12 protein-coding genes are annotated in these 14,074 nt (G+C 69.2%); 6 read left to right on the top strand and 6 right to left on the bottom strand.

The features are described from left to right. Positions 1-2: 2 nt before the first annotated feature. Positions 3-161 (bottom strand): DUF1674 domain-containing protein, encoded by a 159-nt coding sequence (locus BLS81_RS14740; RefSeq protein WP_093225109.1) that lies wholly within the window; start codon positions 159-161, stop codon positions 3-5. On the opposite strand from BLS81_RS14740, the gene BLS81_RS14735 reads away from it, so the two are divergent. The 4 genes from BLS81_RS14735 (at position 141) to purH (ending at position 5,817) form a co-directional block, all read left to right on the top strand. After that, positions 141-1,508: an RsmB/NOP family class I SAM-dependent RNA methyltransferase gene (locus BLS81_RS14735; RefSeq protein ID WP_093224972.1), complete on the top strand. Its 1,368-nt coding sequence runs from the start codon at positions 141-143 to the stop codon at positions 1,506-1,508. The two genes, BLS81_RS14740 and BLS81_RS14735, sit on opposite strands and share 21 nt — an antisense overlap. Before the next feature lie 57 nt (positions 1,509-1,565). Further along, positions 1,566-2,228, top strand: a complete 663-nt coding sequence (gene rpe / locus BLS81_RS14730) for a ribulose-phosphate 3-epimerase (protein ID WP_093224970.1) — start codon at positions 1,566-1,568, stop codon at positions 2,226-2,228. Continuing rightward, complete coding sequence (locus BLS81_RS14725) at positions 2,225-3,973, top strand: heparinase II/III family protein (RefSeq protein ID WP_256326256.1); 1,749 nt, start codon at positions 2,225-2,227, stop codon at positions 3,971-3,973. The genes rpe and BLS81_RS14725 overlap by 4 nt, the downstream gene beginning before the upstream one ends. A 278-nt stretch (positions 3,974-4,251) precedes the next feature. After that, positions 4,252-5,817 carry a bifunctional phosphoribosylaminoimidazolecarboxamide formyltransferase/IMP cyclohydrolase gene (gene purH, locus BLS81_RS14720; protein ID WP_093224968.1) on the top strand — a complete coding sequence of 522 codons (1,566 nt, stop codon included), beginning with the start codon at positions 4,252-4,254 and terminating at the stop codon, positions 5,815-5,817. Between the two features lie 197 nt (positions 5,818-6,014). Here the strand turns inward: purH and BLS81_RS14715 are convergent, their stop codons facing one another. Both BLS81_RS14715 and polA read right to left on the bottom strand, forming a co-directional pair. Next, a complete protein-coding gene (locus tag BLS81_RS14715; protein ID WP_093225106.1) occupies positions 6,015-7,526 on the bottom strand; it encodes a lipopolysaccharide biosynthesis protein in 1,512 nt (503 codons plus the stop codon). Continuing rightward, positions 7,523-10,279 (bottom strand): DNA polymerase I, encoded by a 2,757-nt coding sequence (polA, locus tag BLS81_RS14710; protein WP_093225104.1) that lies wholly within the window; start codon positions 10,277-10,279, stop codon positions 7,523-7,525. The genes BLS81_RS14715 and polA overlap by 4 nt, the downstream gene beginning before the upstream one ends. A 319-nt stretch (positions 10,280-10,598) precedes the next feature. Here polA and BLS81_RS14705 point away from each other — a divergent pair, with 319 nt between their 5' ends. Beyond that, positions 10,599-10,802: a hypothetical protein gene (locus tag BLS81_RS14705; RefSeq protein ID WP_093225102.1), complete on the top strand. Its 204-nt coding sequence runs from the start codon at positions 10,599-10,601 to the stop codon at positions 10,800-10,802. Between the two features lie 3 nt (positions 10,803-10,805). Here BLS81_RS14705 and BLS81_RS14700 read toward each other — a convergent pair whose 3' ends face one another. From BLS81_RS14700 to BLS81_RS14690, 3 genes are all read right to left on the bottom strand, one after another. After that, on the bottom strand, positions 10,806-11,171 hold the full coding sequence (locus BLS81_RS14700; RefSeq protein ID WP_143023366.1) for a hypothetical protein: 366 nt from the start codon (positions 11,169-11,171) through the stop codon (positions 10,806-10,808). A 221-nt stretch (positions 11,172-11,392) separates the two neighbouring features. Further along, the gene (locus BLS81_RS14695) at positions 11,393-11,647 is read right to left on the bottom strand and encodes a DUF6356 family protein (RefSeq protein ID WP_093224965.1); all 255 of its coding nucleotides are present in this window, start codon (positions 11,645-11,647) and stop codon (positions 11,393-11,395) included. Positions 11,648-11,669: 22 nt separating this feature from the next. After that, positions 11,670-13,082 (bottom strand): glutamate ligase domain-containing protein, encoded by a 1,413-nt coding sequence (locus BLS81_RS14690; protein WP_093224964.1) that lies wholly within the window; start codon positions 13,080-13,082, stop codon positions 11,670-11,672. A 140-nt stretch (positions 13,083-13,222) separates the two neighbouring features. Between BLS81_RS14690 and BLS81_RS14685 the strand changes: the two genes are divergently transcribed. Next, positions 13,223-14,041, top strand: coding sequence for an LD-carboxypeptidase (locus BLS81_RS14685; protein ID WP_093224962.1), 819 nt, complete (start codon positions 13,223-13,225; stop codon positions 14,039-14,041). The last annotated feature ends 33 nt before the right edge of the window (positions 14,042-14,074 follow it).

The raw sequence follows: 14,074 nt of genomic DNA, 5'->3' as shown, positions 1-14,074 counted from the left end.
AATTAAAAATCGACCGCGATGCCCTTCAGCGTCCAGTCGCCATACCGCGTCGGATCAAGCGTGAGCGGGTCTTTGGTCTCGACCTTCGGCTGCGGCTCGGGCACCGGCGTGGTCTTGGAAAGATACGCGGGTGGCTTCACATGGGGCGGTCGGCGGCTCATGGAGGCTCCTTTGGCGCGGGACTCCCCAGATCGCGCGCCCAACGTGAGAGTTCAAGACCCGTGGCCGTTCCGAAATCGTCCTCCGCCAAACCCACCGACCCGCCCGGCGTCCCCGCGCGCCGTGCCGCGCTGAAGCTGCTCGATGCGGTGCTGCGGCAGGGGCTGCCGCTCGAGGCCGCGCTCGGCCGCGCCACGGCGGGAATCGAGCGCGCCGACGACCGCGCGCTCGCCCATGCCATCGCCGCCGAGGTGCTGCGCCGGCTGCCCGATCTCGACGCGCTGATCGATTCGGCGACGCCGCGCGCGTTGCCCGACGACGCCAAGGCGCGCTTCGTGCTGCGGATCGCGCTGGTGCAGACGCTGTCGCTCGGCACGCCCGCGCACGCCGCGATCGCGACGGTGCTGCCGCTCGTCGATGGCGGGCCGAAGAAGCTCGTCCACGGCGTGTTCGGCGCGCTCTCGCGGCGCGGCGACACCCTGCCCGAGATTCCGGCGCTGCCCGATCCGGTCGCGATCCGCTGGCACTACGCCTGGGGTGACGACATGATCGAAGCGGCCGAACACGCCATCGCCGCGCCGCCGCCGCTCGACCTCACGCTCGCCGACCCCGCCGCGACCGCGCAATGGGCCGAACGGCTCGGCGGCACGTCGCTGCTGCCCGGCCATGTCCGGCTCGACTCGGCGCACGTTCCCGAGCTGCCCGGCTTCGAGGAGGGCGCGTGGTGGGTGCAGGATATCGCCGCCTCGCTGCCGGCGCGGCTGATCGGGCGTGGTGAGGGCACCGCGCTTGACCTGTGCGCCGCGCCGGGCGGGAAGACGATGCAGCTCGCGCATGCCGGCTGGTCGGTGATCGCGGTCGATGCGTCGGAGGCGCGCCTCACCCGGCTGCGCGCCAACATCGCGCGCACCGACACCAAGGCGCGCGTCATTACCGGCGACGTGCTGCACTGGTCGCCGCCCGAAAGCGCAGATGCGGTGCTGCTCGACGCGCCGTGCAGCGCGACCGGCATCTTCCGCCGCCACCCCGATGTGCTCTACCGCACGCGCCCCTCGGTGATCGCGCAGATGGCGGCGACGCAGGCGAAGCTGCTCACGCGCGCCGCCGGCTGGGTCAAGCCGGGCGGGACGTTGGTGTATGCGACCTGCTCGCTCGAACGCGACGAGGGCGAGGCGCAGATCGACACCTTCCTCGCCGACCATCCCGAATATGCGATCGATCCGGTCCGCCCCGACGAACTGCCCGCCGGCGTGACTCCGCACGAACGCGGCTGGGTCCGCCTGCTGCCGGGGCAGGTGCAGCCCGGCGGCAACGACGGCTTCTTCATCGCCCGTCTGCGGCGCGGATAGCCGTTCCGGTCGATACGTGGGTTGCGGGTGGTCGGTTGCGTGCCTACAGATTCGGGCATGCCGAACCCCGTCCGCATCGCACCCTCGATCCTCTCGTCCGACTTCGCCAAGCTCGGTGAGGAGGTGCGCGCGATCGACGCCGCTGGCGCCGACTGGATTCATGTCGACGTGATGGACGGGCATTTCGTCCCCAACATCACGATCGGCCCGCAGGTGGTGAAGGCGCTGCGCCCCCACACGGCCAAGCCGTTCGACGTCCATCTGATGATACAGCCGGTCGACGCCTATCTCGATGCGTTCGCCGAGGCGGGCGCCGACACGCTCAGCATCCATGTCGAGGCCGGGCCGCACACGCACCGCAGCCTCCAGCATATCCGCAAGCTCGGCAAGCGCGCGGGCGTGGTGCTGACCCCGCAGACCCCGGCCAAGGCGCTCGACTATTTGATCGATTCGGTCGATCTGGTGCTGGTGATGAGCGTCAACCCCGGCTTCGGCGGGCAGAGCTTCATCCCGAGCGCGCTTCGCAAGATCGAAGCGGTGCGCAAGATGATCGACAAGGGCGGCTATAGCGTCGATCTCGAGGTCGATGGTGGCATCGACGTCGAGACCGCGCGCGACGCGATCAACGCGGGCGCCGACGCGCTGGTCGCGGGCACCGCGAGCTTCCGGGGTGGCCCGGAGCGTTATGCCGAGAATATCCGGGCGCTGAGGGGCGCGTGAACGATTCCCCGTCGCAGGACGACGCGGACAAGCCTGCAGGTGCTGAAGCGGCCGAGGGCAAGTGGCTGGTCCGGGCCGACGGCGACAGGGGGCTGTCGCTCGCCGAGCGGATCAGCGAACATTTCCACCGGCTGACCTGGCGCACGCCGATCCACGGCTTGCGGCTGAGGGGGCGGCATCCGCTCAAGTTGCTCACGGTGCCCGACGATCCGTTCCTCGGCGATGCCAGGCGCGGTCACGCGCTGCTCGCCGGGCGGATCACCTTCCGGGGCGAAACCCGCGCGATCGACTCGCTCAACCTCCTCAAGCCCGATTTCTCCGCCGCCTTTGCCGACTATCTGCACGGCGGCGCCTGGCTCCGCGATCTCTCGACCGTGGCGACGCGGGTCCAGGGCGTGCCGGTCGCCGAGGCGATCCTGCGGCAGTGGCTCGCCGCGCATGCCGAGATCGTCAGCGAGCCAGCGTGGCGGGCGGATCTGTGCGCGCGGCGCATCCTCGCCTGGTCCGCGCACGCGCCGCTGATCCTGTCCTCGGCCGATCTGGTCTATCGCAGCGCGGTGCTCAACGCCTTCGCACGCTGCGCGCGGCATCTCGATCGCGGCGCGGAGAAGGTCGCGCCCGGCGCCGCGCGAGTCGCGACGCTGTGCGGGGTGGTCGCGGCGGGGATGCTGCTGCCGGGCGGCGACGCACGCCGCGCCGCGACCGAGGCGGCGCTCGCCCGCGCGCTGGCGGTGTCGCTGTTCGAGGACGGCGGCGTCGTCTCGCGCAGCCCCCAGGCGCAGCTCGATGTCGTGATGCTGCTCACCCAGCTTCGCGCGGTCTATGAGGCGCGTCGGATCGAGCCGCCCGCGCTGATCGCCGACGCGCTCGGCCGGCTCGTGCCGGCGCTGCTCGGCGTGTGCCTCGGCGATGGCGGGCTGTCGAGCTGGCAGGGCGGCGGCCCGGTGCCGGGGGACGAGATCGCCGATATCGTCGCCGCGACCGGGGTGCGCACGCGTCCGCTGCGCCAGGCGCGCGAATGGGGCTATCAGCGGCTCGCGGCGGCGGGCGCGGTGCTGGTGTTCGATGCCGCGCCGCCACCGGTCGCGCGGCTGGTCAAGGGCGGCTGCGCCTCGACGTTGGCGTTCGAATTCTCGGATGGCGCGCACCGCATCATCGTCAATTGCGGCGGCGCGCGGGCCGGTATCGCCCAGCTCCCCGCCGAGCTGACCGAGGGGCTGCGCACCACCGCCGCGCATTCGACGCTGGTCGTCGGCGACAGCAATTCCACCGCGATCCACGCCGACGGCACGCTCGGGCGCGGCGTCGCCGAGGTCGAGCTCGCCCGGCAGGAAAGCGAGAGCGTGAGCCGGGTCGAGGCCAGCCACGACGGCTACGCCCGCCGCTTCGGCTTCATCCACCGCCGCCAACTGGTCCTCACCGGCGATGGCCGTGAGCTGCGCGGTGACGACATGCTGCTGCCCGCCAAGCGGCGCGGGCGCATCGCGGCGAGCGGGTTCGTGATCCGCTTCCATCTCGGCGCAGGCATCGAGGTCTCGCCGACCGCCGACGGCATGGCCGCGCTGCTGCGCGTGCCGGGCGGCGCCTTGTGGCAGTTCCGCTGCAAGGGCGGCGCACTCGCCGTCGAGCCGAGCGTGTGGATCGACGGTCAGGGCCGGCCGCAATCGACCTTCCAGCTCGTCGTCACCGGCGACGCGCCGGCCGGCGGCACCAGCGTCGGCTGGGTCTTGAAGCGCGCCGGCTAAGCCGTGAGTGGAACGCCGAGCACCCACTCGCCGTTCGCCCTGAGCGTGTCGAAGGGCGTGCCCCAAGCGCTTCGCCCGTGACACGTGCTTCGACACGCTCAGCACGAACGGATCAAAGACGCGTCAGCCGGCGGCACCACCATCGGCTGGGTCTTGAAGCGCGCAGGGTAAGCGGGCAGGGAGCGCGCGAACTCACACCCCGTTCGTCCCGAGCGAAGTCGAGGGACAGGCCCCGTCCCTCGACTTCGCTCGGGACGAACGGTTGCTAGGATTCCATAATGACCACCATCCCCATCCGCCGCGCGCTCCTGTCCGTTTCCGACAAGACCGGCATCGTCGATCTCGGCCAGTCGCTCGCCAAGGCGGGTGTCGAGCTGGTTTCGACCGGCGGCACCGCCAAGGCGCTGCGCGACGCTGGCCTTGCGGTGCGCGACATCTCCGATCTCACCGGCTTTCCCGAGATGATGGACGGCCGCGTCAAGACGCTCCACCCCAAGGTCCACGGCGGGCTGCTCGCGGTGCGCGACGATGCCGCACACGCTGCCTCCATGCAGGAGCATGATATCGGCGCGATCGACCTCGTCGTCGTCAATCTCTATCCGTTCGAAGCGACCGTCGCGAAGGGCGCCGAGCGCGACGAGGTGATCGAGAATATCGACATCGGCGGCCCGTCGATGGTGCGTTCGGCCGCCAAGAACCACGCTTATGTCGCGATTGTCACCGATCCCGCCGATTACGCGCTGGTCGCCGGCGGCAGCACCACGTTCGAGGATCGCAAGCGGCTCGCCGCCAAGGCGTTCGCCGCCACCGCCGCCTATGATTCGGCGATCGCCCAGTGGTTCGCCTTCGTCGATCAGCGCGAATCCTTCCCGCAGGTGCTGCCGGTCGCGCTCACGCTCGGCACGACGCTCCGCTACGGCGAGAACCCGCACCAGTCGGCGGCGTTCTATGAAACGCGCGGGCCGGTCGCCAACGGCGTCGGTCAGGCGCGGCAGGTGCAGGGCAAGGAACTATCCTACAACAATTTCAACGATGCCGACGCCGCGCTCGAACTCATCAGCGAATTCCGCGACGCCGAGCCGAGCGTGGTCATCGTCAAACATGCCAATCCATGCGGCGTCGCCACCGCCAAGACGCTCGAACAGGCCTATGCCGAGGCGTTCGCCTGCGACACGGTCTCCGCGTTCGGCGGCATCATCGCGCTCAACCGCCCGCTCGACGCGGCGACCGCACGCGCGATCACCGGCATCTTCACCGAAGTGGTGATCGCGCCCGGCGCGGATGAAGAAGCGCTCGCTTTGTTCGCCGCCAAGAAGAACCTCCGTCTGCTGCTGACCGGGGAACTGCCCGATCCGTCGCGGCCCGGCCTGATGGCCAAGTCGATCACCGGCGGCTGGCTGGTGCAAAGCCGCGACAACGCCTCGGCGCCCGACCTCAAGGTCGTCACCAAGCGCGCGCCGACCGCTGCCGAACTCGCCGACTGCCGCTTCGCCTGGACGGTCGCCAAGCACGTCAAGTCGAACGCGATCGTCTATGCCAAGGGCGGCAGCACGGCGGGGATCGGCGCGGGGCAGATGAACCGGCTCGAATCGGCCCGGATCGCCGCGTGGAAGGCGAAGGACGCCGCCGAAAAGGCCGGCTGGGCGGAGCCGCGCACGATCGGCTCGGCGGTGGCGTCGGACGCGTTCTTCCCGTTCGCCGACGGGCTGCTCGCGGCGGTGGAAGCCGGCGCGACCGCGGTGATCCAGCCGGGCGGCTCGATCCGCGACGACGAGGTGATCGCCGCCGCCGATGCGGCCGGGCTGGCGATGGTGTTCACGGGGGTGCGGCACTTTAGGCACTGACGATCGCCCCAAGCCGTAGCGAAGCTACGGCGCGGGCTCGCCGCGATCGGCACGGCCGGCGGCGCTACAGCGCCGTCCGACGTCATGGGCTTTGCCCATGACGTGCTGCCACCCTACCCTTCGTCCTCGTCGAACCCGAAGGGGCGTGCCACGCCGCGCGGGCTTCGACTTCGCTCAGCCAGAACGGAGACTTTGGTTTACCCCGCCGCCGCCTTCGGCGTCCGCCGCAGCAACGCGCGATCCTCCGGCCCGAACGCGAATTTCCACAGCACGAACAGATAGCTCGCCGCGATCGCCGGTTCGCCGAACACCAACTCGGCCCATTCGTAGCGGTGCGGCAGCGAGGTGAAGATCGTCCCCACCGCGATCGCGACGCCGGCCGCGAGCAACAATTGCCAGCGCCAGCCGCGCACCGGCGCGCCGAGCATCCGCGCCAGTACGCTCGACTTGACGATCGAGGACGTTCCCATCGCCAGCAGCAGCGCCACCGCCGGCCCCGCCGCTTGCCACGTATCGGGCCAGCCCAGCCAGCGCATCGCGAAGATCAGCGCGAAGCTGAGCGCCACCTGCAGGCTCAGCGCGGCGATCGACAGCATCAGGTTGAGGTGCCGCGCGATATAGACGAGCGCGCTTTCGCACACCGCGCCGGTCGAGGCGGCGACCTCGGCGGTGAGCAGGAACGCCATCGCCGCCGTGCCCGCGACGAATTGCGGGCCGACCACGCCCATCACCGCCTTGCCCGGAATCGACCCCATCAGCGCGAGGCCCGCCTGCGCCGCCATGATCCAGAAGCCGACCTGCCGCACCTGCTGCGCCACCGCCTTGCGGTCGTTCTGCGCGAGGCTGGTGGTGATGACCGGGCCGAGGATCGGATCGAAACTGGTCTTCAGCTTGCCCGGCAGCGAAGCGATCTGCACCGCCATGTAGTAGATGCCGACGATCGCCGGCGCGAACAGATAGCCGAGGATCGCGCGGTCGACGTTGCGCGATCCCCATTCGATCGCGTCGGCGCCGGCGAGCGGGATGTTGCGCCGCGCGAGCGCGACCAGCCGGCCCGGATCTGGCCGCCAGCCCGAGGGCATGCCGTAACTGCGCAGGAACGGGATCAAAGCCGCCGTCAGCGCGGCGAGCATCGACAGCATGTAGGACAGGACCAGCCCGTCCTGCTTGGTGAAGAACGAGAAGACGAACGCGGCGATGCTGATCGTCCACGGCTCCACGATCGCGCGCGCCGTCACCGAGGCGCCGACGTTGCGGCGATAGGCGAGCGCGGCGAGCGTGATCTCGGTCCAGGCGGTCGCGAACACGACCAGCGGCAGATAATGTTCGAGCCGCCCCATCTCGCCGCTCGGGAACATGATCTGCGGGAAGGCGAACAGGATTACGCTGGCGATCGCCGAGGCGACGCCGGCGACCGCCAGCGCATCCCAGGCGACATGCGTGTGCGGCCGCTCGCCCGAATCGGAGAAGGCCTGCGCCAAGCCCCGCTTGAGCCCGAGCGTGGCGAGCTGCGCGGCGAATTCGACCACCACCACCGCCAGCGCGAAGCGCCCGACCAGATCGGGGCCGTAACTCCGCCCGGCGATGAACAGGAACGGCAACCGCGCGGCGAGCCGCAGCAGGAAGCCAAAGATGTTGGTCCGGCCGCCCTTGGCGAGCGCGTTGATATCGTCGGGGGCGCCCGCCGCCGCCGAAGGTGCCTGACTCAATGCGCCGCGCCCCAACTCGGCCCGACGCCGATCTCGACGCCGAGCGGCACCGACAGCGTCACCGCCGGTTCGGCGGCGCTCGCCATCACGCGCTCGATCACCGGGCGGGCCGCCGCGACATCGCCCTCGGGGAGTTCGAACACGAGTTCGTCATGCACTTGCAGCAGCATGCGGACATGACCCAACCCGGCCTCGGCCAAAGCCGGCCCCATCCGCGCCATCGCGCGCTTGATAATGTCCGCCGACGTGCCCTGGATCGGCGCGTTGATCGCGGCGCGCTCGGCGCCCTGCCGCTCGTGCTGGACCTTCGATGTGATGCGCGGGAAGTGCGTCTTCCGCCCGAACAGCGTCTCGGTATAGCCCTTCTCGCGGACGAACTCGGTGGTCGCGGCGATATAGTTGCGGATGCCGGGGAAGCGATCGAAATAGCGGTCGATCATCGCCTGCGCCTCGTCGGCGGTGACGTCGAGCCGGCCGGCCAGCCCCCAGCGCGAGATGCCGTAGAGTATCGCGAAGTTGATCGTCTTGGCGCGCCCGCGCGTATCGCGGTTGACTTCGCCGAACAGTTCCTGCGCGGTGAGACTGTGGATGTCGGCACCGCTCGCGAACGCGTCGCGAAGCTGCGGCACGTCGGCCATATGCGCGGCGAGGCGCAGCTCGATCTGCGAATAATCGGCGGCGAGGATGACATTGCCATCTTCCGCCACGAACGCATCGCGAATCTGCCGGCCGATCTCGGTGCGGATCGGGATGTTCTGGAGGTTGGGATCGGTCGAGGACAGCCGCCCGGTCTGCGCGCCGGTGAGGCTGTAGCTGGTGTGGACGCGGCCCGTCTCGGGGTTGATCTGCGCCTGAAGCGCATCGGTATAGGTCGATTTCAGCTTCGAAAGCTGCCGCCAGTCGAGCACCTTGGCGGCGATCTCGACGCCCGGCGAATCCTTGTCGGCGGCGATCCGCTCGAGCTCGTTGACGTCGGTCGAATAAACGCCCGACTTGCCCTTGCGCCCGCCCTTGATGCCCATCCGCTCGAACAGCACGTCGCCCAACTGCTTCGGGCTGCCGATCGTGAACGGCCCGCCGGCGAGCGCGTGGATCTCGGTCTCGAGGCCCGCGATCTGCGTCGAAAATTCGGTCGAGAGGCCGGCGAGCTTCTCGCGGTCGACCTTGATGCCGTGCCGCTCCATCCGCGCCACCACCGGCACGAGCGGGCGATCGACCATCTCGTACACGCGCGTCGCGCGTTCGGCGGCGAGGCGCGGCTTGAAGCGTCGCCACAGCCGCAGCGTCACGTCGGCGTCCTCGGCGGCGTAGCGCGTCGCGGCGTCGAGATCGACCTCGTTGAACTGGCGCTGGCTCTTGCCGACGCCGACCACGTCCTTGAACGCGATACAGCTATGCGAGAGATGCGTCGCGGCGAGTTCGTCCATGCCGTGGCCGTGCAAGCCGGCATCGAGATCGAAGCTCATCAGGATCGTGTCGTCGAACGGCGCGATGTCGATGCCGAGCCGCCCCAGCACGATCATGTCGTATTTGAGATTGTGCCCGATCTTGAGCACCGAAGGGTCTTCGAACAGCGGCTTGAGCTTGGCGAGCGCCACCGCGCTGTCGAGCTGCGCCGGCTTTTCCGCGAACAGCCCGGTGCCACCGTGGCCGAGCGGCACGTAGCAGGCGAGGTTCGGATGCAACGCCAGGCTGATCCCGACCAGCTCGGCGCGCGTCGCGTCGATCCCGGTGGTCTCGGTATCGACCGCGATCCAGCCCTGGTGCCGCGCGACCTGTATCCAGCGGTCGAGTCCGGCCTCGTCCACCACGGTCTCATACCCATCATGGTCGCAGGGCGGGTCTTCCTCCTGCGGCACGCTGGTCGGCGTCTCGACCGGCGGGTCGGCGACCGCGCTCAGCTTGGCGAGCAGCGACTTGAAGCCGTGATGTTCGAGGAAGACGCGCAAGGGCGCATCGGGAATGCCCTGAAGTTCGAGATCCTCGAGCGGCTCGGGCAGCGGCGCATCGCATTTGAGCGTGACGAGCACCTTCGACAGCCGCGCATTGTCGGCCTGTTCGATCAGATTGTCGCGCAGCTTGCCCTTCTTCATGGCGCTGGCGGCGGCGAGCACGCCTTCGAGATCGCCATGTTCGAGGATCAGCTTGGACGCCGTCTTCGGCCCGACCCCGGTGACGCCGGGCACGTTATCGACGCTGTCGCCCATCAGCGCGAGCACGTCGCCGAGCTTGTCGGGGCCGACGCCGAACTTCTCCATCACGTGGTCCGGCCCGAGCCGCCGGTTGTTCATCGTGTCGTACATGTCGACCGACGGATCGGTCATGAGCTGCATGAGATCCTTGTCGGACGACACGATCGTCACCTGCCAGCCCTGCGCGAGCGCGGCCTTGGTGTAGCAGGCGATGATATCGTCCGCCTCCAGCCCCTCCTCCTCGATGCACGGCAGCGAGAAGGCGCGCGTGGCGTCGCGGATCATCGGGAACTGGGGGACGAGATCCTCGGGCGGCGGCGGCCGGTGCGCCTTGTACTGATCGTAGAGATCGTTGCGGAACGTCTTCGAGGATTTGTCGAGGATGACGGCCATGTGCGTCGGGCCATCGGCCTTGTGGAGCTCATCGGCGAGCTTCCACAGCATCGTCGTATAGCCATAGACCGCGCCCACCGGCTCGCCATGTTTGTTGGTGAGCGGCGGGAGGCGATGATAGGCGCGGAAGATATAGCCCGAGCCGTCGACAAGATAGAGATGTGGCATTGTGCGCGCGGAATAGCCCAGCGCGAGAAACAGCACAAAGGCTTAGAATCGCCGGGGCCGGGCTGTTGCTTTAAGATCACGCGGAGGCGCGGAGGCGCAGAGAGGTTGCCGATCAAGCAAGCCAGCGCCCCGCCCACGTACCCTCAATCTTCCTTTTTCTCTCTTCGCGCCTCCGCGCCTCCGCGTGCAAAATCGCCCCAAGCGACGCGCTTCCTGATTCGCGCAAAGATCGCCGAAAAGAAGAGAGAGCCCGCGACCGGCCCACCGCCTCTGCGCGACATTTAGGGATCGGTTGACCAATCGCCGCTACGGCGGCGCCATGCCCTATGCCAAACTCTTCCGCAGCCGCTGGGCGGCGCTGCTCTGGGCCGGGGGCATCCTGTGGAGCGCCGTCGAGTTCGTCGGCGTGACGCCGGACAAGCAGGCGGTCGCGGCCAATGCGACGACCGACACCGATGTGACCGGCACGGCGGTGGATGCCAACGATCTCGCCGTCCTCGCCAATGCGATTTCCGAGAAGTGAGGCTCAGCGCCCCTTCGGCTTGACCGGCGGGCGCGGGCGGCGTGTCTCGACCGTAGGCGGCCCGGATTTGGCGCGCGAGCGCGGCGGTGGCGTCGGGCCGCGCGGCGTGGGCGGCGGCGGCGCGCCCCGGCTCGGCGCGACGGTATAGCCTTCCTTGAGCAGCCGCGCGAACGCATCGCGCACGCTGGCGGTGATTGCCGCCTGCACCTCGGCGGGCAGATCGGCGAGCGTGGTGTTGGCGTGAACCGCGTTGAGGTCGCGCACCAGCGCGTTGGGCAGCCCGCCCGACGCCTTCTTGAGCGCCATGAACGCATCGAGCGTCGCGGCGACGAGGATATCCTGCATCAGATCGGTTGCGGACTTTGCCATCCGCGCCCCAAGCCACGCGGTGCGGCGCGGCGCAAGCCAAAATACCCGGTCCCGCAGCGAAAATGCACCGCTCGCACCCAAGCCCGTTCGTGCTGAGCCTGTCGAAGCCTGTCCTGAGCGGCTGGCTTGCCAGCCAGCCGAAGGGCACGTGCTACAGACGCAGCGCTCTTGGCACGCCCTTCGACAGGCTCAGGGCGAACGGGGTTTAGGGCCGGAACCGATTAAATGACGTACTCAACCGTCTTCACCTGCTCGGTCGCCGCCGCCGTCGCCGCGCGCTTCTCGGCGATCTGGCGGTGGAGGCGGATGATCGTGCGGCTGCCGGTCGTCTTGAACGCGAACGGCAGGATGCCGTGGATCAGCGCGGCGACACCGGCGGCGATCATCGTCACGCCGAAGCGCGACGCCACGCCGAAATGCTCGCCATAGCTTTCGCCGACCGAGGCGGGATGATCGAGGAACAGGCGGCGGAACATGGCTGGACTCCTTCGCCCCCTTTTAGCCCGCAGTGGGCCGGGCGGCAATTTGCGTCAGCATGTCGGCGGCGAGTTGGCTCAGCGTGTCGTCGCGCGCGCCCATCACGACGATGCGGTCGCCCGCACGCGCGTCCGCGACCAGCGCGGCAGCGGCCTCGGCGCGATCGGGGATGTGCCGCGCGCGGCCACCGATATCGGCGACCAGATCGGCGCTGGTCACCGCACGCGTCACCGTGCCGCCCTGATAGACCGGATCGGGCAGCACGAGCAGATCCTCCGCCGCCAGCGTCTCGCGGAACATCGCGGCGAGTTCATGCCGCATCACCTTGAGCGGGCCATAGCCGTGCGGCTGGAACAGCACGAGCAATCGCCCCGGGAAGGCATGGAGCGTATCGAGCGTCGCGGCGATCTTGTCGGGATTATGCCCGAAATCGTCAATCACCGACACGCCGCCAGCTTCGCCGACCAGCTCGAAGCGGCGCTTGAGCCCAACGAACCCCTCGATCGCCTCGATCGCCTCGGCGAGCGGCACGCCGGCCGCGCGCGCCGCGCCGATCGCGGCGAGCGCGTTCGAGACGTTGTGCCGCCCCGGCACCGCCAGCCGAACCGGATGGCGCACCCCGTCCGCGACGAGATCGAAGCTGATCGCGAACGGCTCGGGCACGAGATTTTTCGCGACCAGTTCGGCCGTGCCTTCCACCGCGAAGGTGATCGGCGGGGTGGCGAGCGATGCCGCCAGCGCCGCCGTCTCGGCATCGCCGATGTTGAGGATCACCGTCTCCGCCGCGCGCGCGAAATCGCCGAACAGCATGCGCAGTTCGTCGAGCGATTTGTGATCGAGGCTGACGTTGTTGAGCACGGCGATCTTCGGCCGGTATAGCGCGATCGAGCCGTCGCTCTCATCGACCTCGCTGACGAACGCGTCGCCGGCGCCGACCAGCGCGCTCGCGAACGGGGCTTGCGGCGCCACGAAATTCTTCATCACCGCGCCGTTCATCACCGTCGGGTCGCGGTGGCAGGCGTGCAAAATCCAGCCGATCATGCCGGTGACGGTCGATTTGCCGCTGGTGCCGGCGACACCGATCGGCAGCGTGCTGGCGTTGAACAGCTCGGCGAGCAGTTGCGCGCGGCTCAGCCGCTGCGCGCCGACCGCCTCCGCCGCGACGATATCGGCGACGGTCGCTTCGATCGCCGCAGAGGCGACCACGATCTGCTCGGGCGAGGTCACGCCGCTGCCGTCCTGCGCGAACAGATCGATGCCGAGCGCGCGCAGCGCCTCGAACTTGGCGGGCAGCCGCGCCTGATCGAGCGCGCGATCCGACCCCGCCACGCGCGCGCCGCGCGCCGCAAGGATCATCGCCAGCGGCATCATCCCGCTGCCGCCGATACCGACGAAGAAGTAGGGGCGCGAAACGTGGGGTTTGGCGGATTGCATGGCGGCACGCTATCGAAGCTTTCGCAAGCCGGAGCAACCTCGACCGTTCGTGTCGAGCGCAGTCGAGACACTATGCGCCGCGCTTGCCCCTCGACTTCGCTCGGGGCGAACGGAGTTTGCGGCATGGATCAGGGCAAAACATGAAAATCGCCGTCTGCGCGCCAGCGCGCCCGATCGATCCGGTCGTCGAACCGCGCATCAAGGCGCTCGCCGCGATCACCGTCCCCGAGGTGGAGATCGTGTTCCACCCGCAATGCTTCGTGGAGGACGGCCATTTCGCCGGCAGCGATTCGGTGCGCGCCGCCGCGTTCCTGGAGTTCGCCAACGATCCCGCGTTCGACGCGATCTGGTTCGCGCGCGGCGGCTATGGCTCGAACCGCATCCTTCACACCGTCATGCCGCAGCTCGGCCCGGCGGCGGCGCGCAAACAGTATCTCGGCTATTCCGACATGGGCTTCCTGCTCGCCGCGCTCTACGCCCGACGGATCGGCCGCCCCGCGCACGGGCCGATGCCGGTCGAGGTCAACCGCGGCGGCGACCAGGGGCGTGAGGTGATGCGCGCGCTCGCCTGGCTGGCACGCGGCGACCGCGCCGGCCTCGAACCCAGCCTCGACGGCCGCCCCGCCGCCGCCTTCAACCTCTCGATCCTGAACGCGCTGATCGGTACGCCGTGGCTGCCCGACCTGACCGATCACGTGCTGATGATCGAGGAAGTCTCCGAACCGCTCTATCGGATCGACCGCATGCTCTCACAGGTCGCGCATGCGACCCAGTTGAAGGGCATTGCCGGCATCCGGCTCGGCCGCGTCACCGACATCCAGCCCAACGTGCCCGCGTTCGGCGAGACGCCCGAGCAGATGATCGCGCGCTGGTGCGGCGAGATGGGCGTCGCGTATCTCGGCCGCGCCGACATCGCGCATGATGCGGAGAACAAGGTGGTGCCGTTCGGGGTGGCATAGCGTCGCCCCGGCGAAGGCCGGGGCCGCTGGGTT

It is taken from the genome of Sphingomonas sp. NFR15 (assembly GCF_900103265.1).
Taxonomy (GTDB): domain Bacteria; phylum Pseudomonadota; class Alphaproteobacteria; order Sphingomonadales; family Sphingomonadaceae; genus Sphingomonas; species Sphingomonas pollutisoli.
Note: the sequence above shows the minus strand (reverse complement) of the source record. Positions and strands in the feature narration are given on the sequence as shown.

Bases quoted from the DNA above. Each gene is read 5' to 3' on its own strand.
- BLS81_RS14690 (WP_093224964.1), bottom strand. From the start codon at position 13,082: ATGCAATCCGCCAAACCCCACGTTTCGCGCCCCTACTTCTTCGTCGGT.
- rpe (WP_093224970.1), top strand. From the start codon at position 1,566: ATGCCGAACCCCGTCCGCATCGCACCCTCGATCCTCTCGTCCGACTTC.
- BLS81_RS14700 (WP_143023366.1), bottom strand. From the start codon at position 11,171: ATGGCAAAGTCCGCAACCGATCTGATGCAGGATATCCTCGTCGCCGCG.
- purH (WP_093224968.1), top strand. From the start codon at position 4,252: ATGACCACCATCCCCATCCGCCGCGCGCTCCTGTCCGTTTCCGACAAG.
- polA (WP_093225104.1), bottom strand. From the start codon at position 10,279: ATGCCACATCTCTATCTTGTCGACGGCTCGGGCTATATCTTCCGCGCC.
- BLS81_RS14685 (WP_093224962.1), top strand. From the start codon at position 13,223: ATGAAAATCGCCGTCTGCGCGCCAGCGCGCCCGATCGATCCGGTCGTC.
- BLS81_RS14695 (WP_093224965.1), bottom strand. From the start codon at position 11,647: ATGTTCCGCCGCCTGTTCCTCGATCATCCCGCCTCGGTCGGCGAAAGC.
- BLS81_RS14740 (WP_093225109.1), bottom strand. From the start codon at position 161: ATGAGCCGCCGACCGCCCCATGTGAAGCCACCCGCGTATCTTTCCAAG.
- BLS81_RS14705 (WP_093225102.1), top strand. From the start codon at position 10,599: ATGCCCTATGCCAAACTCTTCCGCAGCCGCTGGGCGGCGCTGCTCTGG.
- BLS81_RS14735 (WP_093224972.1), top strand. From the start codon at position 141: ATGGGGCGGTCGGCGGCTCATGGAGGCTCCTTTGGCGCGGGACTCCCC.